The organism is Aeromonas sp. FDAARGOS 1406 (assembly GCF_019048565.1).
In the GTDB taxonomy this organism is placed as follows: Bacteria; Pseudomonadota; Gammaproteobacteria; order Enterobacterales; family Aeromonadaceae; genus Aeromonas; species Aeromonas caviae.
On sequence record NZ_CP077378.1, the window covers coordinates 2,512,255 to 2,533,407 of the forward strand.

Annotated in this window: 19 protein-coding genes and 1 tRNA gene; 14 read left to right on the forward strand and 6 right to left on the reverse strand. The window is 63.7% G+C overall.

The annotated features are described in order from the left end of the window. The first annotated feature begins 130 nt into the window (after positions 1-130). From I6L36_RS11770 to rraA, 11 genes are all read left to right on the forward strand, one after another. Positions 131-772: a TetR/AcrR family transcriptional regulator gene (locus I6L36_RS11770; protein ID WP_010676034.1), complete on the forward strand. Its 642-nt coding sequence runs from the start codon at positions 131-133 to the stop codon at positions 770-772. 85 nt (positions 773-857) lie between these two features. Then, the gene (hlyD, locus tag I6L36_RS11775; RefSeq protein WP_053288014.1) at positions 858-1,826 is read left to right on the forward strand and encodes a secretion protein HlyD; all 969 of its coding nucleotides are present in this window, start codon (positions 858-860) and stop codon (positions 1,824-1,826) included. Next, complete coding sequence (locus I6L36_RS11780; RefSeq protein WP_053288013.1) at positions 1,823-3,592, forward strand: ATP-binding cassette domain-containing protein; 1,770 nt, start codon at positions 1,823-1,825, stop codon at positions 3,590-3,592. The genes hlyD and I6L36_RS11780 overlap by 4 nt, the downstream gene beginning before the upstream one ends. Beyond that, entirely contained in the window at positions 3,589-4,698 is a 1,110-nt protein-coding gene (locus I6L36_RS11785) for an ABC transporter permease (RefSeq protein WP_005342544.1), read from the forward strand. Before I6L36_RS11780 ends, I6L36_RS11785 begins: the two co-directional genes overlap by 4 nt. A gap of 3 nt (positions 4,699-4,701) precedes the next feature. Next, entirely contained in the window at positions 4,702-5,790 is a 1,089-nt protein-coding gene (locus I6L36_RS11790; RefSeq protein ID WP_053288012.1) for an ABC transporter permease, read from the forward strand. 296 nt (positions 5,791-6,086) lie between these two features. Next, positions 6,087-8,633, forward strand: coding sequence for a nitrite reductase large subunit NirB (gene nirB / locus I6L36_RS11795; RefSeq protein WP_053288011.1), 2,547 nt, complete (start codon positions 6,087-6,089; stop codon positions 8,631-8,633). Then, on the forward strand, positions 8,633-8,950 hold the full coding sequence (gene nirD, locus I6L36_RS11800; RefSeq protein WP_053288188.1) for a nitrite reductase small subunit NirD: 318 nt from the start codon (positions 8,633-8,635) through the stop codon (positions 8,948-8,950). Before nirB ends, nirD begins: the two co-directional genes overlap by 1 nt. Positions 8,951-9,086: 136 nt before the next feature. Further along, complete coding sequence (nirC, locus tag I6L36_RS11805) at positions 9,087-9,899, forward strand: nitrite transporter NirC (protein ID WP_053288010.1); 813 nt, start codon at positions 9,087-9,089, stop codon at positions 9,897-9,899. Positions 9,900-9,911: 12 nt separating this feature from the next. After that, entirely contained in the window at positions 9,912-11,318 is a 1,407-nt protein-coding gene (cysG, locus tag I6L36_RS11810) for a siroheme synthase CysG (RefSeq protein WP_053288009.1), read from the forward strand. 132 nt (positions 11,319-11,450) lie between these two features. After that, entirely contained in the window at positions 11,451-12,875 is a 1,425-nt protein-coding gene (mgtE, locus tag I6L36_RS11815; RefSeq protein WP_053288008.1) for a magnesium transporter, read from the forward strand. A gap of 154 nt (positions 12,876-13,029) precedes the next feature. Then, the gene (gene rraA / locus I6L36_RS11820) at positions 13,030-13,515 is read left to right on the forward strand and encodes a ribonuclease E activity regulator RraA (RefSeq protein WP_010676045.1); all 486 of its coding nucleotides are present in this window, start codon (positions 13,030-13,032) and stop codon (positions 13,513-13,515) included. Between the two features lie 279 nt (positions 13,516-13,794). Here rraA and I6L36_RS11825 read toward each other — a convergent pair whose 3' ends face one another. From I6L36_RS11825 to I6L36_RS11835, 3 genes are all read right to left on the reverse strand, one after another. Then, positions 13,795-14,469 carry a 7-cyano-7-deazaguanine/7-aminomethyl-7-deazaguanine transporter gene (locus I6L36_RS11825; RefSeq protein ID WP_010676046.1) on the reverse strand — a complete coding sequence of 225 codons (675 nt, stop codon included), beginning with the start codon at positions 14,467-14,469 and terminating at the stop codon, positions 13,795-13,797. 144 nt (positions 14,470-14,613) lie between these two features. Further along, positions 14,614-14,901 (reverse strand): DUF3630 family protein, encoded by a 288-nt coding sequence (locus I6L36_RS11830; RefSeq protein ID WP_053288007.1) that lies wholly within the window; start codon positions 14,899-14,901, stop codon positions 14,614-14,616. Positions 14,902-14,911: 10 nt separating this feature from the next. Continuing rightward, positions 14,912-16,339 (reverse strand): YdiU family protein, encoded by a 1,428-nt coding sequence (locus I6L36_RS11835; RefSeq protein ID WP_053288006.1) that lies wholly within the window; start codon positions 16,337-16,339, stop codon positions 14,912-14,914. A gap of 104 nt (positions 16,340-16,443) precedes the next feature. On the opposite strand from I6L36_RS11835, the gene I6L36_RS11840 reads away from it, so the two are divergent. Beyond that, positions 16,444-16,746 carry a cytochrome c gene (locus I6L36_RS11840; RefSeq protein WP_053288005.1) on the forward strand — a complete coding sequence of 101 codons (303 nt, stop codon included), beginning with the start codon at positions 16,444-16,446 and terminating at the stop codon, positions 16,744-16,746. Between the two features lie 99 nt (positions 16,747-16,845). Here the strand turns inward: I6L36_RS11840 and recQ are convergent, their stop codons facing one another. Further along, the gene (recQ, locus tag I6L36_RS11845) at positions 16,846-18,681 is read right to left on the reverse strand and encodes an ATP-dependent DNA helicase RecQ (RefSeq protein ID WP_053288004.1); all 1,836 of its coding nucleotides are present in this window, start codon (positions 18,679-18,681) and stop codon (positions 16,846-16,848) included. A 131-nt stretch (positions 18,682-18,812) separates the two neighbouring features. On the opposite strand from recQ, the gene I6L36_RS11850 reads away from it, so the two are divergent. After that, positions 18,813-19,277: a thioesterase family protein gene (locus tag I6L36_RS11850; protein ID WP_039039661.1), complete on the forward strand. Its 465-nt coding sequence runs from the start codon at positions 18,813-18,815 to the stop codon at positions 19,275-19,277. Positions 19,278-19,400: 123 nt separating this feature from the next. Next, positions 19,401-19,928, forward strand: a complete 528-nt coding sequence (locus I6L36_RS11855) for a hypothetical protein (RefSeq protein ID WP_010676052.1) — start codon at positions 19,401-19,403, stop codon at positions 19,926-19,928. Positions 19,929-20,175: 247 nt separating this feature from the next. On the opposite strand, the gene I6L36_RS11860 is transcribed toward I6L36_RS11855, so the two are convergent. After that, positions 20,176-20,252, reverse strand: a tRNA-Pro gene (locus I6L36_RS11860). 140 nt (positions 20,253-20,392) lie between these two features. Beyond that, positions 20,393-21,118 carry an MOSC domain-containing protein gene (locus I6L36_RS11865; RefSeq protein ID WP_053288003.1) on the reverse strand — a complete coding sequence of 242 codons (726 nt, stop codon included), beginning with the start codon at positions 21,116-21,118 and terminating at the stop codon, positions 20,393-20,395. Positions 21,119-21,153 lie beyond the last annotated feature (35 nt).

Genomic DNA, 21,153 nt, shown 5'->3' on the forward strand with positions numbered 1-21,153 from the left:
GACGGGGATCACGGCCCCTCAGAGCGGGGCGGATCACATTGCGGGCAAAAAGATCCTGCCGCCCGCTTCCGCATTTTTTATACGGTCGTATAATTGCGTACAAAATGCATACACCAGGAGCGCCAGCCAGATGCACCCCACCCGTCAGAAACTGCTCGATACCGGCCTCGCCATCGCCACCGAGAAGGGGCTGCGCGGCCTCACGGTGCGCGAGCTGGCGGCGGCGGCCGAGGTGAACCTCGGCTCCTTCGTCTACCACTTCGGCAACCGCGACGCCTTTATCGACGAGCTGGTGGAGCTCTGGTACGCCCCCCTCTATGACGAGCTCAAGGCGGTGGCAGCCAAAGGCTCCTACCCCTCTGCCATCGCCATGTTCGAGGCCACCATGGAGGCGCTGATCGGGCTGGTGGCCCGCCAGCGCGGCTTCATCAACCACCTGTTTGGCGATGCGCTGGCGGGGGAAGGGGCGGCCCAGCGCTTTCTGCTCAGCCTGCCTCGCCGCCACCCCCTGCTGCTGATCGAGCAGGTACGGATGGCACAGGCGGAAGGGTCGCTGGTCGCGGGTCACCCGCTCCAGCTGATGATCTTCATCATGGGGTCGGTCGGCCTGCCGCTGGTGATCGCCGGCAGCGGTCGTCAGCTCGGCTGGCTGCCTGAACAGGCCGCCCCCTTTCTCAGCCAGATAGACAACCCCGAGGCCGCCAGACAGCGGCTGGTATGGGCCCTGCGCGGCCTGCGCCCCACCGACATGAAAGAAGGAGAAACGGCATGAAACAACGCATCGCGATGCTAGCTCTGCTGCTGGCCGTTCTCGGTGGTGACCTCTGGTTGCAGAGCCATCCTCAAGGAGAAGCGGTATGAAGCAACGCATTGCAATCCTGGCCCTGCTGCTAACCGTTATCGGTGGCTACCTCTGGTGGCAGGGGCGCCCCGCCGACGGCTCCATCCTCTACGGCAACGTCGATATTCGCGACGTCAATCTGGCCTTTCGGGTCGGCGGACGCGTCGATCAGGTGCTGGTCGATGAGGGGGATAGCGTGAAAGCGGGTCAACTGCTGGCCCGCCTCGATCCGGCGCCCCTCACCCACAGCCGCGACAGCGCCTTGGCCAATCTGGCTGCGCTCACTGCCGCCAACGCCTTGATCCACAAAGGCTATCGCAGCGAAGAGACCGACCGCGCCCGGGCCGCACTTGCCGCCGCCGAAGCCGCTGCACTGGAGGCCAACCAGCAGTGGCGCCGCCAGAGCGCATTGGCCGCCACCGGCGCCATCTCCCGTGGTCAGCTCGATACCGCCCGCTCCCAGCGGGATCAGACCCAGGCGCAGGTACGCTCGGCACGCGAACAGCTCGCCCAGCTCGAAACCGGCTACCGCCCGGAGGAAATCGCCCAGTCCGATGCCCAGCTGGAAGGGGCCAAAGCGGCGCTCGCCAGTGCCGAGCTGGCGCTGGCCGATGCCAGCCTGACCGCCCCCAGCGACGGCATCATCATCAGCCGCGCCATCGAGAACGGCAGCATGGTGCAGAGCGGAGCGACCGCCTTCAACCTCTCCCTGACCGCGCCGGTCTGGGTGCGCGCCTATGTGGAGGAGCCCTGGCTCGGCCACTTCCCGAGCGGCGCCAAGGTGACCCTCACCACCGACTCGCGGCCGGATCAGCCCTATCACGGGGTGGTGGGCTTTGTCTCTCCCACCGCCGAGTTCACCCCCAAATCCGTGGAAACGCCGGATCTTCGCACCCACCTCGTCTACCGGCTGCGCATCGTGGTACAGGATCCCGACCCGGCCCTGCGCCAAGGGATACCGGTCACCGTCAGGCTCGCGCCATGAACAGCGCCATCTCCCTTGAGGGGCTCACCAAACGCTTTGGCGAGCGGGTCGCCCTCAACGCCATCTCCGCCACCATTCCGGCTGGCGGCATCACCGGGCTGGTGGGCCCCGACGGCGCGGGCAAGAGCACCCTGCTGCGCCTGCTGGCCGGTCTGCTGATCCCCGAAGCGGGCACCATCCGGGTGCTGGGGCTGGATCCAGTGAGCGAGGGGGATCTGCTGCGCCAGCGCCTCGGCTACATGCCCCAGCAGTTCGGCCTCTACGAGGATCTCAGCGTGCTGGAGAACCTCACCCTCTACGCTGACTTGCGCGGCGTACTGGAGCCCGAACGCACGCCCACCTTCGCGCGGCTGCTCGCCTTCACCGATCTTGCCCGCTTCACCGCGCGGCCAGCCGGCAAGCTCTCTGGCGGGATGAAGCAGAAACTCGGGCTGGCCTGCGCCCTGCTCGGCACCCCGGATGTGCTGCTGCTCGACGAACCGGGGGTCGGGGTCGATCCCATCTCCCGCCGCGCCCTCTGGCAGATGGTGCGCGAACTGGCCAAGGGGGGAATGACGGTGCTCTGGAGCACCGCCTATCTCGATGAGGCGGAGCTGTGCGACCACGTGCTGCTGATGGCGGATGGCGAGGTGCGCACCAGCGGCACGCCAGCCGATCTGATGGGGGCCATGGCCAGCCGCTGCTGGCTGCTGGAGGCGGGGCAACTGGATGGCCGCGAGCGACGCGCCCTGCTGCGCCGGGCACTGGCTCACCCGGCGGTGATGGATGGCGCGGTAGCGGGGGAGCGGGTGCGCCTGCTGCTGCACCCGGGCATGACGCCCCCACCGCTGGCAGAGCTGCATCTCGCCAACGGCGCTTTTCAACCGGCCCAGCCCCGGCTGGAGGATGCCTTTATCGACCTGCTCGGCGGCGGCCCAGGCGGAGAGTCGAGCCTGGCAGCCGGGATGCGAGAAGCCGAACTGCCGCAAGGGGTCTCCCCCGAGGCAGTGATCGAGGCGCGCCACCTCACCAAACGCTTCGGCGATTTTGCCGCCACCGATGATGTCAGCTTTGCGGTGCGCCGCGGCGAGATCTTCGGCCTGCTCGGCCCCAACGGGGCGGGCAAGTCCACCACCTTCAAGATGGAGTGCGGCCTGCTACGCCCGAGCGAGGGACAGGCGCTGGTGACCGGCATCGATCTGGCCCACAGCCCCTCGGCAGCGCGCCAGCGTCTCGGCTACATGGCGCAGAAGTTCTCCCTCTACAAGCAGCTCACCGTGGCCCAGAACCTCTCCTTCTTCGCCGGTATCTACGGCCTGTTCGGCCGCCACCAGCAGACGCGGATCGACGCCATGGTGACCGCTTTTGCCCTCGCCCCCTGGCTCGATCAGAAGGCGGAATCCCTGCCGCTCGGCCTGCGCCAGCGCTTATCGCTGGCCTGCGCCCTGCTGCACGAGCCGCCACTGCTGTTCCTCGACGAGCCCACATCCGGGGTCGATCCGGTGACCCGGCGCGAGTTCTGGTCGCACATCAACGCGCTGGCCGACCACGGCGTCACCGTGCTGGTCACCACCCACTTTATGGACGAGGCGGAGTATTGCGACCGCATCGCCCTCATCTATCGCGGCAAGCTGCTGGCCCTCGGCACCCCGGACGATCTCAAGGGGCTGGCTGCCAAAGAGGCGGCGATCCCTTTGCAAACCGGCTCCTTGCCGACCTGTTCTTTGCCAACAATGGAAGAGGCCTTTATCACCCTGGTCGAGCGGGCCAGCGAGGAGGACGCATGAGCATCAACCGTCGGCGACTGCTGGCCCTCTGCCGCAAGGAGACGCTGCAAATCGTCCGAGATCCGAGCAGCATCCTCATTGCCTTCATCATGCCGGTGGTGCTGCTGGTGGTGATGGGTTACGCCATCAATCTGGATGTGGACCATCTGCGCCTCGGCATCTGGCGTACCGACAGCGGCGCCCCGGCGGTGCGGCTGGAGCAGGCCCTGCGCGGCTCTACCGCACTGGAGATCCACAGCGGCCCGAGCAAGGAGTCCCTGCTCGCCAGTCTGGCCCGCGGCGAGATCCGCGGCCTGCTGGTGATCGATGACGGCTTCTCCCGCGCGCTGGCCGGTCAGGGTAATGGCACGCCGCAGGCGCTGCTGCTGACCGACGGCTCCGAGCCCAACACCGCCAACTTCGTCACCAACTATGTGCAGGGGATCTGGCAGGGGTGGCTTGCTGGCGAGGGGGTCGCCATGCCGGTGTCGATAGAGAGCCGCGCCTGGTTCAATCCGGCGCTGGTGAGCCGCAACTTTCTGGTGCCGGGCTCCATTGCGGTGGTGATGACCATCATAGGTGCCCTGCTCACCTCGCTGGTGGTGGCGCGGGAGTGGGAGCGCGGCACCATGGAGGCGCTGCTCGCCACCCCGGTCACCAAGGGGGAGCTGCTGCTCTCCAAGCTGTTGCCCTACTATGGCCTTGGCATCATTGCCATGCTGCTCTGCCTGCTCTTCTCGGTGGCGGTGATGGCGGTGCCGTGGCGCGGCTCCCTGCTGCTGCTCTTTCTGGTCACCAGCGTCTTTCTCGGCAGCGCCCTCGGGCTCGGCCTGTTCCTCTCCACCGTGATGCGCAGCCAGTTCAATGCCGCGCAGGCAGCGCTGATCGCCGCCTTTCTGCCCGCCGTGATGCTGTCGGGCTTCGTGTTCGAGATCGCCAGCATGCCACCTTGGCTTCGGGCCATCACTCACCTCATTCCGGCCCGCTACTTCGCGAGCTCCCTGCAGACCCTCTATCAGGCGGGCAGCGTCTTCTCGATCCTGCTGGTCAACGGTTTCTGTCTGCTGCTGCTGGCCGGTTTCTGGCTGGCCCTGACCGCCCGCAAGACGCGGCGCACTCTGGAGTAACCCATGCTGATCCGACTCTGGTGGCTGATCCGAAAAGAGCTGCAGGCCCTGATGGGCAATACCCAGGGGCGCTTTCTGCTCATCATGCCGGTGCTGCTGCAAACCGCCCTCTTCCCGTTCGCCGCCACTCTGGAGGTGACCGGCAACACGCTGGCCATCTACAACCAGGATGGCGGAGCCCAGAGCCGCGAGCTGCTGGAGCGCCTCACCCATATGCCCGCCTTCACCACCATCATCCCGGTGCAAGGCGAGGCGGGCATGACCGAGGCCATCACCGGGCAACAGGCGCTGCTCGGGCTGATTATTCCGGGGGATTTCTCGCGCCGGCTGGCGCGGGGCGAACCGGCCAAGGTGCAGCTGATTATCGACGGCCGCCGCTCCAACGGCGGTCAGGTGGCGGCGGGCTACATCAGTCAGGTGATCGCCCGCTGGCAAAGTGAGGGCAAGGGGCAACCCGAGCTGGCGGTACGCAACCTCTACAACCCCAACGTTGAGTTCCACTGGCATATCCTGCCGGCACTGGTAGCCATCATCACCACCACCGGCTGTCTGATTGTCACCGCCCTCTCGGTGGCGCGGGAGCGGGAGGAGGGCACCTTCGATCAGCTGCTGGTCTCGCCCCTCACCGCAGGCTGGATCATGGCGGGCAAGGCGGTGCCCGGCATCATGGTGGCGGTGGGACAAGGGTGCATAGTCGCGCTGGCCGCCCGTTTTGTCTTCAACCTCCCCTTTGCCGGCAGCCTCAGCCTGCTGATGGCGGGCATGGTCTGCTACGGGCTGGCACTGGCCGGGATCGGGCTCTTCATCTCGTCGTTCTGCTCGACCCAGCAGCAGGCCTTTCTCGGGGTCTTCTCCTTCACCGTCCCGGCGGTGATCCTCTCGGGCTACATCTCGCCGGTGGAGAACATGCCCCAGGTGTTCCAGTGGCTGGCGGCCATCGACCCCCTCACCCACTTCATCGTGCTGCTCAAGGGGGTCTTCCTCAAGGGGTTCGACTGGTCGGCCGCCTGGCCCCTGCTCTGGCCGCTGCTCGCCATCGCCGGCGTCACCCTGTCGCTGGCGCTCGCCATGTTCCGCCGCCATATTGCCTGACGCGCCACCTTGTTCAGCTGATGCCGGTCTCGCCCAGTGCGAGACCGGCCTTTTTCCGACATAAGTTTTCACTCCCCGGCAGTTGGTAAACCGGGCTTACCCTCCACCATCCCTCACCCCGAGCTAACGCAGAAATCATTAACTGGTATACCTATTTTTGTATAGTTCTGAATTTTCTCGAATTACCCCTGAGGAGATATATAAATAGACACTTGATTTGCATCAATCGTCTGCCCCTGCCGACTGGGTAGCCTAGCCTCAGAATGATGTTTTATTACTCCAAACTTGAGGCAACTATGAGCAAAGTCAGACTGGTCGTTGTGGGCAACGGCATGGTGGGGCACCGCTTCATCGAAGAGCTGATCGAGCGGTCCGATCCGGGCCGCTACGAGATCACCGTCTTCGGTGCAGAACCCCGTCCCGCCTACGATCGCGTCCATCTCTCCTCCTACTTCTCCCATCACACCAGCGAAGATCTCTCCCTCGTCAAACCCGGCTTCTACGACAAGCACGGCATTCGGTTGCTGCTCGGCGAAGCGGTGAAAAAAATCGACAGGACCAACCGCGAAGTGCACTCCAACAAGGGCACTGTGGTCGGGTACGACAAGCTGGTGCTGGCCACCGGCTCCTACCCCTGGGTGCCGCCCATTGCGGGCAGCCAGCACCACGAGTGCTTCGTCTATCGCACCATCGAGGATCTCAAAGCCATCCGCAGCGCGGCCAAGAGCGGCAAGAGCGGGGTGGTGATCGGGGGCGGCCTGCTTGGCCTAGAGGCGGCCGGCGCCCTCAAGGCGCTGGGTCTCGAGACCCATGTGGTGGAGTTTGCTCCGGTACTGATGGCCGAGCAGCTCGACGGTCAGGGCGGCCAGCTGCTGCGCCGCAAGATTGAATCCATGGGTGTGCAGGTACACACCAGCAAGAGCACCAGCGAGATCCTGATGCATGGCGGCGAGCAGGCGAAACACCGCCTCGCCTTCGCCGACGGCAGCCAGCTGGAAGTGGACGTGGTGGTCTTCTCCACCGGCATCCGCCCGCAAGACACCCTCGGTCGCTACGGCGATCTCGCCATCGCCGAGCGCGGCGGCATCGTCATCGACGATCACTGCCTCACCTCCGATTCCGACATCTATGCCATCGGCGAGTGCGCCGCCTGGCAGGGTCGCTTCTTCGGCCTGGTGGCACCGGGCTACAAGATGGCCCAGATCACCGTCGACCACCTGCAGGGCGGCGACAGCCGCTTCGAAGGGGCGGACATGAGCGCCAAGCTCAAGCTGCTCGGCGTCTCCGTCGGCTCCATCGGCGATGCCCACGGCCGCACCCCGGGCAGCCACAGCTATGTGTTCCAGGACGACCAGGCCGGCGTCTACAAGAAGATAGTGGTGAGCGAAGACAACAGCCGATTGCTCGGCGCCGTGCTGGTGGGTGACGTGGAGGATTACGGCAACCTGCTGCAGATGATGCTCAACGCCCTGCCCCTGCCGAGCCACCCGGACACCCTGATCCTGCCCGCCTACGCCGGTGCCAAGCCGACCCTGGGGGTGGATGCCCTGCCGGAAAGCGCCCAGATCTGCTCCTGCTTCGACGTCTCCAAGGGCGACATCGCCAAGGCGGTGGCCGAGGGCCACACCACCCTGGCAGCCATCAAGCAGCAGACCAAGGCCGGTACCGGCTGCGGCGGCTGCGTGCCGCTCATCAGTCAGGTGCTCAACGCCGAACTGGTGAAACAGGGCATCGAGGTCAACAACCACCTCTGCGCCCACTTCCCCCACTCCCGTCAGGAGCTGTTCCACCTGGTCAAGGTGGAGGGGATCAAGAGCTTCGACGAGCTGCTGGCCAAACATGGCCAGGGCCATGGCTGCGAGGTGTGCAAACCGACGGTCGGCTCCATCCTCGCCTCCTGCTGGAACGACTACGTGTTGAGCCCGCTTAACACACCTCTGCAGGACACCAACGACATCTTCCTCGGCAACATGCAAAAGGACGGGACCTACTCCGTCATCCCGCGCATGGCCGGTGGCGAGGTGACCCCGGAAGGGCTGCTGGCGGTGGCCGAAGTGGCCCGCGACTACAAGCTCTACACCAAGATCACCGGCGCCCAGCGCATCGGCCTGTTCGGGGCCCAGAAGGATGATCTGCCCGCCATCTGGCGCAAGCTGCTGGCAGCGGGCTTCGAGACCGGTCAGGCCTACGCCAAGGCGCTGCGCATGGCCAAGACCTGCGTCGGCAGCACCTGGTGCCGCTTCGGCGTGCAGGACAGCGTCGGCCTCGGGGTCTTCCTCGAGAACCGCTACAAGGGCATTCGTACCCCCCACAAGATGAAGTTCGGCGTCTCCGGCTGCACCCGTGAATGTGCGGAAGCACAGGGCAAGGATGTCGGCATCATCGCCACCGATGCGGGCTGGAACCTCTATGTGGGCGGCAACGGTGGCATGAAGCCGCGCCACGCCGATCTGCTGGCGTCTGACCTCGACCGCGAGACCCTCATCAAGCTGATCGACCGTTTCATGATGTTCTACGTCACCAGCGCCGACAAACTGCAGCGCACCTCGGTCTGGCTCGGCAATCTGGAAGGGGGCGTCGACTACCTGCGCGAAGTGATCGTCGACGACAAGCTGGGACTGGCCGAGACGCTGGAGCGCGATATCCAGACCCTCATCGACAGCTACGAGTGCGAATGGTCGCGCACCCTCAACGAAGAGGAAGCGCTCAAGCGTTTCAGCCACTTCATCAACAGCGACAAGCGCGACCCGGACGTGCAGTTCGTCAGCGAACGCGACCAGCACAGACCCGCCACTCCGGCCGAGCGCATCCCCGTCTACCAGATCGAGGTGGAAACCAAATGATGAAACTTGCCTGCCAACTCAACGACATCCTGCCGGGCACCGGCGTCTGCGCTCTGATCGAGGGTCGTCAGATCGCTCTGTTCCGCCCGAGCGCGGCCGCCGAGGTGTTCGCCATCGACAACCGGGATCCCTTCTTCGCCGCCAATGTGCTGTCGCGGGGCCTGATTTGCGAACACGACGGCGAGCTCTGGGTGGCCAGCCCGCTCAAGAAGCAGCGCTTTCGCCTGAGCGACGGCCACTGTTTCGACAACCCCGCCATGTCGGTGCAGAGCTACCCCGTTGAAGTGCGCGACCAGCAGGTCTGGATCGCCGTCTAACACCAGACCCCACCCCGGCCCTCCCCTTCACAGGGGAGGGAGCAAAAAGCCCCTCCCCCTTGACAAGGGGGAGGCAGGGAGGGGGTTAAAAAACAGTCAGGGCTGCCCGCGGGCGGCCCTCTTGAAGGAAACAAAGATGTATACCGAAACCATCAACAAGTGCGCAGCCAACGCGGCCCGCATCAATCGCTTCGAGCGCAGCGACAAGCTCGGCTTCTGGCTCAGCTCCGCCATGGCGGGGGCCTATGTGGGCCTCGGCATCATCCTCATCTTCACCCTGGGCAACCTGGTGGACCCGAGCATCCGTCCGCTGGTGATGGGGGCCACCTTCGGCATCGCCCTGACCCTGGTCATCATCGCAGGCTCCGAGCTGTTCACCGGCCACACCATGTTCCTCACCTTCGGGGTGAAGAGCGGCAAGATCGTCATGGCCGACCTGCTGCGCATCCTGCCGCAGACCTGGGCTGGCAACCTGCTCGGCTCCATCGCGGTGGCGCTGATCTACTCCTACGGCGGCAGCCTGCTGCCGGACGCGGGCAGCCTGGCGCACAAGGTGGCGCTGGCCAAGACCCAGGCACCGGCGCTGACCCTGTTCATGAAGGGCGTGCTGTGCAACTGGCTGGTCTGCCTCGCCATCTGGATGGCGCTGCGCACCGAGGGTGCCGCCAAGTTCATCGCCATCTGGTGGTGTCTGCTGGCCTTCATCGCCTCCGGCTACGAGCACTCAGTCGCCAACATGACCCTGTTTGCCCTCTCCTGGTTCGGTGCCCACTCCGAGGCCTACACCCTGGGCGGCATCGGCCACAACCTGCTGTGGGTAACCCTGGGCAACACCGTCTCCGGCGCCCTCTTTATGGGCCTCGGCTACTGGTATGCCACCCCCAAGGCTGAGCGCCCGGTCGCGGTGAGCGAGACCACCACCACTGCCAGCCAGACCCAAACCGCCTGATCAGGAGGCCCCATGGACTACTTGCCCATCTTTTGCCGACTCGACAACAAACCCGTGCTGCTGGTCGGCGGCGGCGAGGTAGCAGAGCGCAAGGCGCGCCTGCTGCTGGATGCCGGAGCCCAGCTCACCGTGGTCGCGCCCGATCTCGACCCCGAGCTGGCGGAACTGGCTGCCAACGGGACCATCGAGTGGCTGGCCGGTGAATTTGCGCCGCAGCAACTGACGGGCAAGTGGCTGGTGGTAGCCGCCACCGATCGGCGCGAGGTGAATGCCCTGGTCTACCAGAGCGCCAATATGGCGCGGATCTTTGCCAACGTGGTGGATGACCCGAAACGCTCCAGCTTCATCATGCCGTCGATCATCGATCGCTCGCCCCTGATGGTGGCCATCTCCTCCGGTGGCAAGGCGCCTGTGCTGGCTCGCTTGCTGCGGGAAAAACTCGAGGCCCTGCTGCCCCAGCATCTGGGCGCCGTCGCGGCCTTCGCCGGCAGCCTGCGGGAGCGGGTCAAGGCCCGCTTCGCCACCATGGGGGAGCGGCGCCGCTTCTGGGAACGGCTGCTCGGGGCGGACCGGCTCGGGCAGGCGCTGGCGCGGGGGGATCACGCCTCTGCCCACCAACTGGCCGACAATCTGTTTGCCGACGAAAGCCACACCGCTGGCGAAGTGGTGTTGGTGGGAGCCGGCCCCGGCGATCCGGGTCTGCTCACCCTGCACGCCCTGCGCCAGATGCAGCAGGCGGACGTGGTGGTCTATGACCGGCTGGTCTCGGACGAGGTGATGGCGCTGGTGCGCCGCGACGCCAAACGCATCTTCGTCGGCAAGCAGGCGGGTAACCACTGCGTGCCGCAGGAGGGGATCAACCAGCTCTTGCTGGAAGAGGCGAAGAAGGGCCAGCGGGTGGTGCGGCTGAAGGGGGGCGACCCCTTCATCTTCGGCCGTGGCGGCGAGGAGCTGGAGACGCTGGTCGGCAGCGGCATCGGTTTTCAGGTGGTGCCGGGGATCACCGCGGCCAGCGGCTGCGCCGCCTACGCCGGTATTCCGCTCACCCACCGCGACCACGCCCAGAGCGTGCGCTTCGTCACCGCCCATGGCAAGGGGGGCGCCCAGGATCTCGACTGGCCGCTGCTGGCCAAAGACAAACAGACCCTGGTGTTTTACATGGGACTCTCATCCTGCGCCACCATCCGCGAGCAATTGCTGGCCCACGGCAAGGGGGGAGACACCCCGGTGGCGCTCATCGAGCGCGGCACCCAGCCGAGCCAGCGGGTCATTCGCGGTACCCTCGATCAGTTGCCCGCGCTGGCGGTGGGCGTCGAGAGCCCGGCCCTCATCATGGTGGGTTCGGTGGTGACCCTGGCGGACCAGCTTGCCTGGTTCGGGCAAGGAGGCGCCGCCGACGCGGCCCTGGCCTCGGCCTGATCGCTGCATCCATTCCAACGCCACCCTCGGGTGGCGTTTCTTTTTCTGCATTTACTGTCATAACCTCTTGTTTTGAGTCTGGTATCCTATGGGGACTGTCCGCCGGATCACCGAATTCAGGAATTCTGCTTCATGTCTCTCCCCCCCAAGAACAGCGCCAAACAGCGTGAACACGACAGAGCCCGCATCCTCACGCTGCTGCTGGCCGATGACGCCCTCACCGAGAGCCTGCTCGACCCGCAAGGGGAGCAGGACGCAGCGCTTCGGGACCAGACCAGCGAGCTGACCCGGCTGGTCAACAGCCTGCCCGCCGCCGATATCGCCGATGCGCTGGAGTCCCTGCCGCCGGACGAGCGCCACGTGCTGTGGCAGCAGGTGGATGCAGACAAGCACGGCCAGATCCTGGTGGAAGCGTCGGAGACGGTGTGGGACAGCCTCATCAGCGGCATGAGCGACAAGGAGCTGCTGCACGCCCTGAGCACCCTCGACATCGACGACCAGATCTACCTGGGTCAGTACCTGCCCCGCAACCTGATGGGACGGCTGCTCACCTCCATGGCGCCGGTGGACAGGGACAAGGTGCGGGAGGTGATCCGCTACGGCAAGCACACGGTCGGCGCCATGATGGACTTCGAGCTCATCACGGTGCGGCCCGACGTGACCCTGGCCACCGTCCAGCGCTATCTGCGCCTGCGCGGCCAGATCCCCGAGAACACCGACAAGCTGTTCGTCACCGATCGGCGCAACCGGCTGCAAGGGGAGCTGCCCCTCACCGCCGTGCTGCTGCACAAGCCCGAAACCCTGGTGAGCGACGCGATGGAGAAGGATCCGGTCACCTTCGATCCGGAAGACAACGACGAGGCCGCCGCCCGCACCTTCGAGCGGGACGACCTGGTCTCCGCCGCCGTGGTGGATGCCAGGGGCAAGCTGATGGGACGGCTCACCGTCGCCGAGGTGGTGGACCTGGTCTATGAAGAGAGCGACACCGACCTGCGCCGCATGGGGGGGATCAGCGAGGAAGAAGACGTGTTCGCCCCCGTCTCCAAGGCGGTCAAGACCCGCTGGGCCTGGCTCGCCATCAACCTCTGCACCGCCTTCGTGGCATCGCGGGTAATCGGCCTGTTCGAGCACACCATCTCCCAGCTGGTGGCGCTGGCGGCGCTGATGCCCATCGTCGCCGGCATCGGCGGCAACACCGGCAACCAGACCATCACCATGATAGTGCGGGCGCTGGCGCTGCAGCACATCCAGACAGGCAACGTCTCCTTCCTGCTGTGGCGCGAGCTGGGGGTGGCCCTGATCAACGGCCTGGTGTGGGGCGGCATCATGGGCATCGCCACCTTCCTGCTCTATCAGGATGCGGCGCTGGGGGGCGTGATGACGCTCGCCATGATCCTCAACCTGCTGGTGGCTGCCCTGATGGGGGTCATCATCCCCATGACCATGAGCCGGCTGGGGCGCGACCCGGCGGTGGGTGCCAGCGTGATGATCACCGCCATCACCGACACCGGCGGCTTCTTCATCTTCCTGGGGCTGGCGACCCTGTTCTTGCTCTAGGGCCCGAGGCTGACCGTCTGCGGCGCCTGCCATGACGCGGGGCCGCTTTCGCGCAAAAACGGCATTTCCCGCCACTGGGCAAGGAATAGTCGTTGAAATGCCAACCCCACTCCTTATACTGGATCCACCTGTTTCCAGCGGTGGATCTGACACAATGGAATACAACACTTCAGAACTGTGCGACATCTATCAGGACATGGTGGATGTACTTGAACCCATGCTCTGCTCCTTCGGCGGCCGCGCCTCTTTCGGCGGCGTCATCACCACAGTCAAGTGCTTCGAATCGAACGGCCTGATCCGTGAACTCGTCAAAGAGAACGGCGTCGGTCGGGTGTTGCTGATCGACGGCGGTGGCTCCATGCGCCGCGCCCTGATCGACAGCGAGATCGCCACCACGGCGGCGGAAAATGAGTGGGAAGGGATCGTCTGCTACGGTTGCGTCCGTGAGGTCGATATCCTGGAAGATCTCGACATCGGTATTCAGGCCCTGGCCGCCATTCCGGTGGGCGCCGACAGCAAGGATATCGGGGAAACCGATCTGCCGGTCAACTTCGGCGGCGTCACTTTCCTGCCGGATGACCACCTCTATGCCGATACCACAGGGGTGATCCTCTCCCCCGATGCCCTCGACATCGAGTAAACAGCGCTGAGTGAAAATGGGAGCCCTGGCTCCCATTTTTTATGCCCGCTGATGGCGGAAAAGACGCAAAAAAGAGGGCCAGTAAACTACTGGCCCCTTAACTGGAAGCAATGTGAGCAATGTGAGCAATGTCGTGCCTTCACAAGAAGTCCATCACGTTGGAACAAATGAAGTCTTTCCCGGAAAACAAGGTAACAATAATCATTCTCATTTAACTGTGCAAGCCTTATTTGCGAAGATCGCAAAAAAATTGACCACCCATGGGGGTGGTCAATCTCATCAGGCTTGTCGCGTAGCAGCTTGCAGGCCAGCCAATCCGGCCTCCCCCACCAGCTTGCGGCTGAGATAGCGCAGCAGCACACCGTAAAGCGGCACAAACAACCCAAGACTTATCAGCAACTTGAATACGTAATCCACGGTCGCGATCTCGACCCAGTGCTCGGCCATGAAGGGATCCGTGCTGCGCCAGAAGGCGATGCTGAAGAAGGCGATGGTATCCACCAGATTGCCGAACAGGGTGGAGGCCGCCGGAGCCACCCACCAGGCTTTCAGCAGGCGCAGGCGGTTGAACACCACCACGTCCATGAACTGGCCCACCAGATAGGCCATAAAGCTGGCTAACGCGATCCGGGCAACAAAGAGATTGAACTCTGCCAGATTGCCCACCCCCTGGAAGCTCCCTTCGAAGAAGAGTACCGAGAGCACGTAGGACACGGTCAATGCCGGCAGCATCACGGTCTGGATGATCTTGCGCGCCAGGCCTGCGCCGAAAATCCGCACCGTCAGATCGGTGGCCAGGAAAATGAACGGGAAGCTGAAGGCACCCCAGGTGGTGTGGAAGCCAAAGATGGTGATCGGCAGCTGCACCAGGTAGTTGCTGCTGGCAATGATCAGGATGTGGAACAGCGAGAGACGCATCAGTGCCGTCTGGTACTGAGCCGGAGTCAGGTTCATATTGTGACCTTTTTGGTTAATGGGGTTAGGGAACCCATATCGCCACCATGGCGATAATCAAGGGGCGAGATTATACGCCCCAAAATTGATAGTTCAATCTTTATGCGGTTATCTCAAGAGATTGACTCGCATCGCACGCCAAGCTCACTCCCGGGACTGCCGAGCAAGCCAGAGCAGCGCCTCCGCGTCATCCGGCTGCACCGCCGCCATCCAGCAGCCGCTGTAATGTTCGTACTCGAGCCGAAAGCGGCTGCCTTCAAACTCCAGCAGCCAGCTGTGGCGATCCGCCCCCCACTCCCGCTCGAGAGCCGCCAGCTCCCACTCCTGCAACAGGGACTCTGCCAGAGTCGGGAAGCTGTCCCAGTCAAGGCCCGGGCAGGTCAGCATCACCACCCCGGCTTCCCTGTCTGTCTGCGTGATACGCCAGTTCATCCGTTGCTCCTCAACTGCTGCACGAGAGCTCGCCCCCGCAATACCAGCCCGGATGCGGAGTGGCGAGATCCTCGTATTCGGGTTGGTCATCATAGGGGTGCTGCAGGGCCACAAACAGCCGCTCGAACGGCGCCATGTCGCCCCGTTCAGCCGCCTCTATCACCTGCTGGGCCAGGGCGTTGCGCAGCACATACTTGGGATTGACCGCATCCATCTGCCCCTTACGCACGCCATCCTCGCTCCCTTCCCGGGCGAGGCGTGCCCGATAGGCCTCAAGCCACCCCTGCCAGACGGCAGGATCGGGCAGCAAGGCCAGCAGGCGGGCGGGCCAGTCACCCTGAGCGGTCAATTCCCCCAGCCGTCGCAGGAAGAGGTGGTAATCCACCTTGTGCGCCGCCAGCAGCCGGAACAACTCGCGGAACAGCGCCGGATCGTCGTCTTCCCACACCGCCAGCCCCAGCTTGGCGCGCATCAGCTCGGAGTAGTGCAACATCAGCTGGTGCTCGTACTGGGCCAGGGCCGACGCGAGCGCGTCGCCATCCACATGGCCGGCCAGCGCCTGCGCCAGCTTCTGCAGGTTCCAGTATCCGACCGCAGGCTGCTGATCCAGCGCATAGCGGCCGTCCGGATCCGAGTGGTTGCAGACGAAGTCCGGCACATAGGCATCGATGAAACCATAGGGGCCGTAATCCAGGGTCAACCCGAGCAGGGACATGTTGTCGGTGTTCATCACCCCGTGACAGAACCCCGCCGCCTGCCACTTGGCGATGAGCCGCGCGGTGCGGCGCACTACTTCGGCAAACAGCTCGGCGCCATCGGCCAGCTCGGGGAAGTGGTAACGCCGCGCATAGTCGATGAGGGCGGGGATCTTCTCCCCCTGCCCGCTCCAGGCGAAATACTCGAAGTGACCGAAGCGCAGATGGCTCGGCGCGGTGCGCAGCACGGTCGCCCCGCTCTCCACCAGCTCCCGGTAGACAGGCTCGTCACTGCCCAGCAGCACCAGAGCCCGGGTGGTGGGAATGCCGAGGGCATGCAGCGCCTCGGAAGCCAGGTACTCGCGAATGCTGGATCGCAGCACGGCACGGCCGTCGCCGAAGCGGGAGAATGGCGTCTTGCCCGCCCCTTTGAGGTGCAGGTCCCAACGGCACCCATCCGGCGCCAGCTGCTCCCCCAGCAGCAGGGCGCGGCCATCCCCGAGACGCGGGCTGTAGCCGCCGAACTGGTGGCCCGCATAGACCTGAGCCACCGGCTGCATGCCCGGCAGGGGCTGCCCCTGGCCGCAACAGGCGAGCCACTGCGCCTCGCTCACCTCCCCGAGCCCCAGCTCCCCAAGCAGCGCACGGTTCAGATGCAGCAATCTGGGGCCATGCAGCGGCTGCGGGGCAACGGGCTCGCAAGCCCAGGGGAGTTCGGTGGCAAAAGTGTTGATCAACTTCATGGTGATGAGGGTTGTCCCTGCGTATGCTCGTGTCACTCTTTATACCGCCGTCGGCTCGTCGAGGCTAACAGGCGATCACGATTATTCATTTCAAGGAGAAGACGATGCAAAAGTGGGTCTATACCCTGCCCCTGCTGGCGCTTGCCTGGGGCCATCAGGCCAAGGCGGCCGACATAGACGAAGGCAAGGCCAAATCCGTGGTCTGTGCCGCCTGTCATGGCGCGGATGGCAAGGCGAGCGTCCCGACCTACCCCCACCTCGCGGGCCAGAACCAGGCCTATTTGCTCAAGCAGATGAAGGCGTTCAAGGAGGGTTCCCGTACCGAGCCACTGATGGTTCCCTTCATGGCGATGCTGACCGAGGCGGACATGGAGAATCTGGCGGCCTATTACGCCAACCTCAAATAATGCATGGCGCCGACCAACGGGCGCCTTTCCAATGTTTGTTGTGCCAGCCTACCGGCCTGGGCCTGCTGCGGTCGATGACAAGGTCTACCAGGGCCGACCCTACCGGCGGCAGTAGTCGATGATCAGGTCCATAAATGCCTCACCGAAGCGCTCCAGCTTGCGGTGACCGACACCGTTGACCGCTAGCATTTCCTCCTCGGTCATCGGCATGAGCTGCGCCATCTCCACCAGAGTCGCATCGTTGAACACCACGTAGGGCGGCACCTCTTCATCCTCGGCGATCTTCTTGCGCAGGGCGCGCAGCTCCTTGAACAGCCGCTTGTCATAATTGGCGTTGTCGAGCAGGCCGTTGCGCTTCTCCTTGCGGCTGGAGATGGGCTGCAGGCGGGGTACCGCCAATTCCAGCTTCACCTCGCCGCGCAGCACGGGGCGGGCCGCTTCGGTCAACTGCAACACCAGATTGCGGGTGATGTTCTGGGTCAGCAATCCCTTGTGGATCAGCTGGCGGATGACGCTCATCCAGTATTCGTGGCTCTGATCCTTGCCGATGCCGTAGGTCGAGAGCTTGTCGTGACCGTGATCCTTGATGCGCTGGTTCAGCGACCCGCGCAGCACCTCCACCACATAACCCACCCCGAAATTCTGTCCCACCCGCCAGACACAGGAGAGCGCCTTCTGGGCATCTTCGGTGCCGTCATAACTCTGGGGTGGATCGAGGCAGATGTCGCAGTTGCCGCACGGCTTGTCGTTGTACTCGCCGAAGTAGTTGAGCAGCACCTGACGGCGGCAGGTCTGCGCCTCGGCAAAGGCCGCCATCACGTTGAGCTTGTACTGCTCCACCTGCAGCTGCTGGGGGTTTTCGATGTTGTCGAGCAGCCGGCGCACCCGCCCGATGTCGGCGGGATCGTAGAGCAGCAGCGCCTCGGCCGGAGTGCCGTCACGCCCGGCACGGCCGGTTTCCTGATAGTAGGATTCGATGTTCTTCGGGATGTCGTAGTGCACCACGAAGCGCACGTTGGGCTTGTCGATGCCCATGCCAAACGCCACCGTCGCCACCACGATCTCGATGTCATCCTTGAGGAAGGCCTCCTGGGTCTGCTGACGCAGCTCCAGCGGCAGACCGGCATGATAGGGTGCCGCCTTGCAGCCGTGACGGGAGAGCCGCTCGGCCACCTCCTCCACCCGATTGCGGCTGGAGCAGTAGACGATGCCGCAGTTGCCCTTCTGGCTCTGCACGTAGCGCAGCAGCTGCTCCGCTGCCTTGAACTTCTCCACCAGGCTGTAGCGGATATTGGGCCGATCGAAGCTGGCGGTGTGGATGAAGGGATCGTTCAGTTCCAGCCGGTGCAGCATGTCGCTGCGGGTCGCCTCGTCGGCGGTGGCGGTGAGCGCTACCACCGGCACCTGGGGGAACCACTGCTTGAGCCGTCCCAGCGCCGCGTATTCCGGCCGAAAATCGTGCCCCCACTGGGAGACGCAGTGCGCCTCGTCGATGGCGAACAGGCCGAGGGGCAACTCCGCCAACCGGTCCATGAACTCGTGCTGCAGCAAACGCTCGGGGGAAACATAAACCAGCTTGATCTCGCCTCGGCGCATGGCGGCAAAGTTCTGGATCATCTCCTCCCGGCTCAGGGCCGAGTTGATGTAGACCGCCGCCACGCCGTTGGCACGCAGGGTGTCGACCTGATCCTTCATCAGCGAGATGAGGGGGGAGACCACCACCCCGAGCCCGGGTCGCAGCAGCGCCGGGATCTGGTAGCAAAGCGACTTGCCGCCGCCGGTGGGCTTGAGCACCAGGGCATCGCGCCCCGCCACTATCTGCTCGATGATCTCGAGCTGGCCCGGCCGAAACTGCTGATAGCCAAACACCGCCTGCAACAGGGCAAGGGGATTCTCTGGCTGAGGGTCAGGCAGGGTTTCGGCAATGACGGTCATGGGCTCTCCTTTGGGGTCGCCATTCTAAAGCAGCCGCCGCCCACAATAAACCTGCCATTGCGAGTGTTAAGGAAGTGTTGCAGACTGGCTGGAGTTTTTACTCGGCTTTGATGACAGGGCGGACTCAAGTAATGAAACAGATGCTCAAGAAGATGGCGCTCAGTGGCATAGCCAACCTGTTCGCCGAAAAAATGCCCTTCAACAAGCTGATCGGCATGCAAGTCACCCACTACGACTTCGACAAGGTGGAGCTGCGCATCAAGATGGAACAGAAGCTCATCGGCAACCCTTTCCACAACATACTGCACGGCGGCGTCACCGCCAGCCTGCTCGATGTGGCGGGCGGCATGATAGTCGCCGCCTCCTGCATCGACGAGTTGGAGGACTTCTCCCCCAGCTATCTCAAGGAGCGCTTCTCGCGACTTGGCACCATCGATCTGCGGGTGGACTATCTTCGTCCCGGTCGCGGCAACGAGTTCATCGCCACCGCCCACATCATCCGGGCAGGCAGCAAGGTCGCAGTCGCCCGCATGGAGCTGCACAACGAAGAGGGCACTCACATCGCCTTCGGCACGGGCACCTACCTCGTCGGCTAATGGTTTTTATTGCATAAAAAGTGCGCTTCTAAGCTGATTTTAATCATTAGAATTCTTACCCCCTCCTCCGCTCAGGGTCCATACTGAAAGTCGGGATTCTGTGCAGAGGGAGGATTGCAGACGATGAGCGCGATACTGGCTACCCAACCATCCAGAGCCTTGCTGACACGACTTGAGGCCATGCGCGAAGAAGTGCAGACCCCAGAGTGCCGTCACTGGTTGGAACAGGAGCTGGAGGGGTATTCTCTCTGTTCACCCCTGCCCTGGTATCGCATCATTGCCTGTCGGCAACGCGGTCACTTCCTGAATCTGAAGACGGGAAAATATCTGACTTGCCATATCGGCAGCCAAACGCTAAGCCAACGCGACCTGGCCCAAGTTCAGTTCATCTATGCCCGTGAACCCGCCGCCCACTATTTACTGCGTCACGATTCCCATATCGAGCCCTGGCCGGAATCGCTGCTGGAAGCGTATCGAGAGCAGCTGATCCCTGGTCATCTCTGCCTGCAAGCCTGGCATGAGCCCGTGTCTTCGCTGCGTTCACAACTGATGGAGGGAATAGCACATTTCATTAGTGAGTACCCCAAGCATGCGGCCCTGCAAACCCAACACGGTTTCAAGGCATTGCGGCATCAACACTGGCATATCTGAATGAGCGCCTGGGGCGCAAGGAGGGCACCATCGACAAGACCCATAACGAGATTGTCACAATCTAGAGTGCCGGAGTCAGGATCAGACTCCACCAGTGGGGCCACCGAGCGGTGGCCCTTTTAGTTGGGCAAATGAGGGGGATCGGAGCAGGAGCAGGAGCAGGAGCAGCAATCGGCAATGGAAATGTCAGCTTTGCTTCAACAGACCAAATGCGAAAAGGCCGCTCATTGAGCGGCCTTTTCAAATGTGGTCGGTGTGAGAGGATTCGAACCTCCGACCCCTTCGTCCCGAACGAAGTGCGCTACCAAGCTGCGCTACACACCGATGTCTGCGGGGCGAGAATTTACCGAAAGCCCCGACCCGACACAAGCCTTTTTTTGCATTCACTCTAAAAAAATGGCTTTACGCTCAATAATTCAGCGAGTCGCAGCAAAAATCGCCACAAGGCATCTTTCCGCCTGCCTTCAGCCCTGTCGAGGCAACCTGAACTCGGTCGGCCCCAGCAAACGCCGGATCCAATCCGCCACCACTCCATGTTCCAGCCAATGAGCCGCATGCTGGCGCCAGTTGGGAGAGAGCGCCGGGTTCTCCAGCAGCAGTTGCAGCTCTTCCTCGTTGCGGGCCTGGTTGAACAGGATGTCGGCGGTGCGCTTCACCGTCAGCTCAGGGTAGGGTCTGTCCACCAGTGTCAGCTCCCCCTGCGGATCCACCCTTCCCTCTTCCAGCACCCGCAGCAGCCAGCCACAGCGACCACTCAGCTGCATCACCTGGGAGAGCTGGCCATAGCCAAAGCGCTGGTTGAGCTTGAAACAGGGGGATCTGGGCTGGCTTATCTGGATTAGCGCCTCCCCAAGTCGATAGACATCGCCGATGCAGGCCTGCGCCTCCGTCAGCCCCGAACCAGAGAGATTCTCGCCAAAGGCGGCAGGCTGCCAGGGTGTGCGTGGTACAGGCAGTCCCAGCGCGGTTTGCCAGGTTTTCCACCAGGCGTAGTGCTCCGCAGGGTAATGGTGCAGGGCTCGATCCGGGCCGCCATGATGGCGTCTGTCGCTCTGCTCATCCCCGCGAAGGCCGAGGAAATCACACCACAGAGGGGCGTCGGCAGGCTGCTTGTGGATGGCACTGATGAGGCCGGGGGCCTGCTCTGGGTTCAGTTCGGCGCTCTGGCCGATGAAGAGGGAGATCCGCATTCCATTCTCCTGACGGATGGGGGAATGCGGATCTT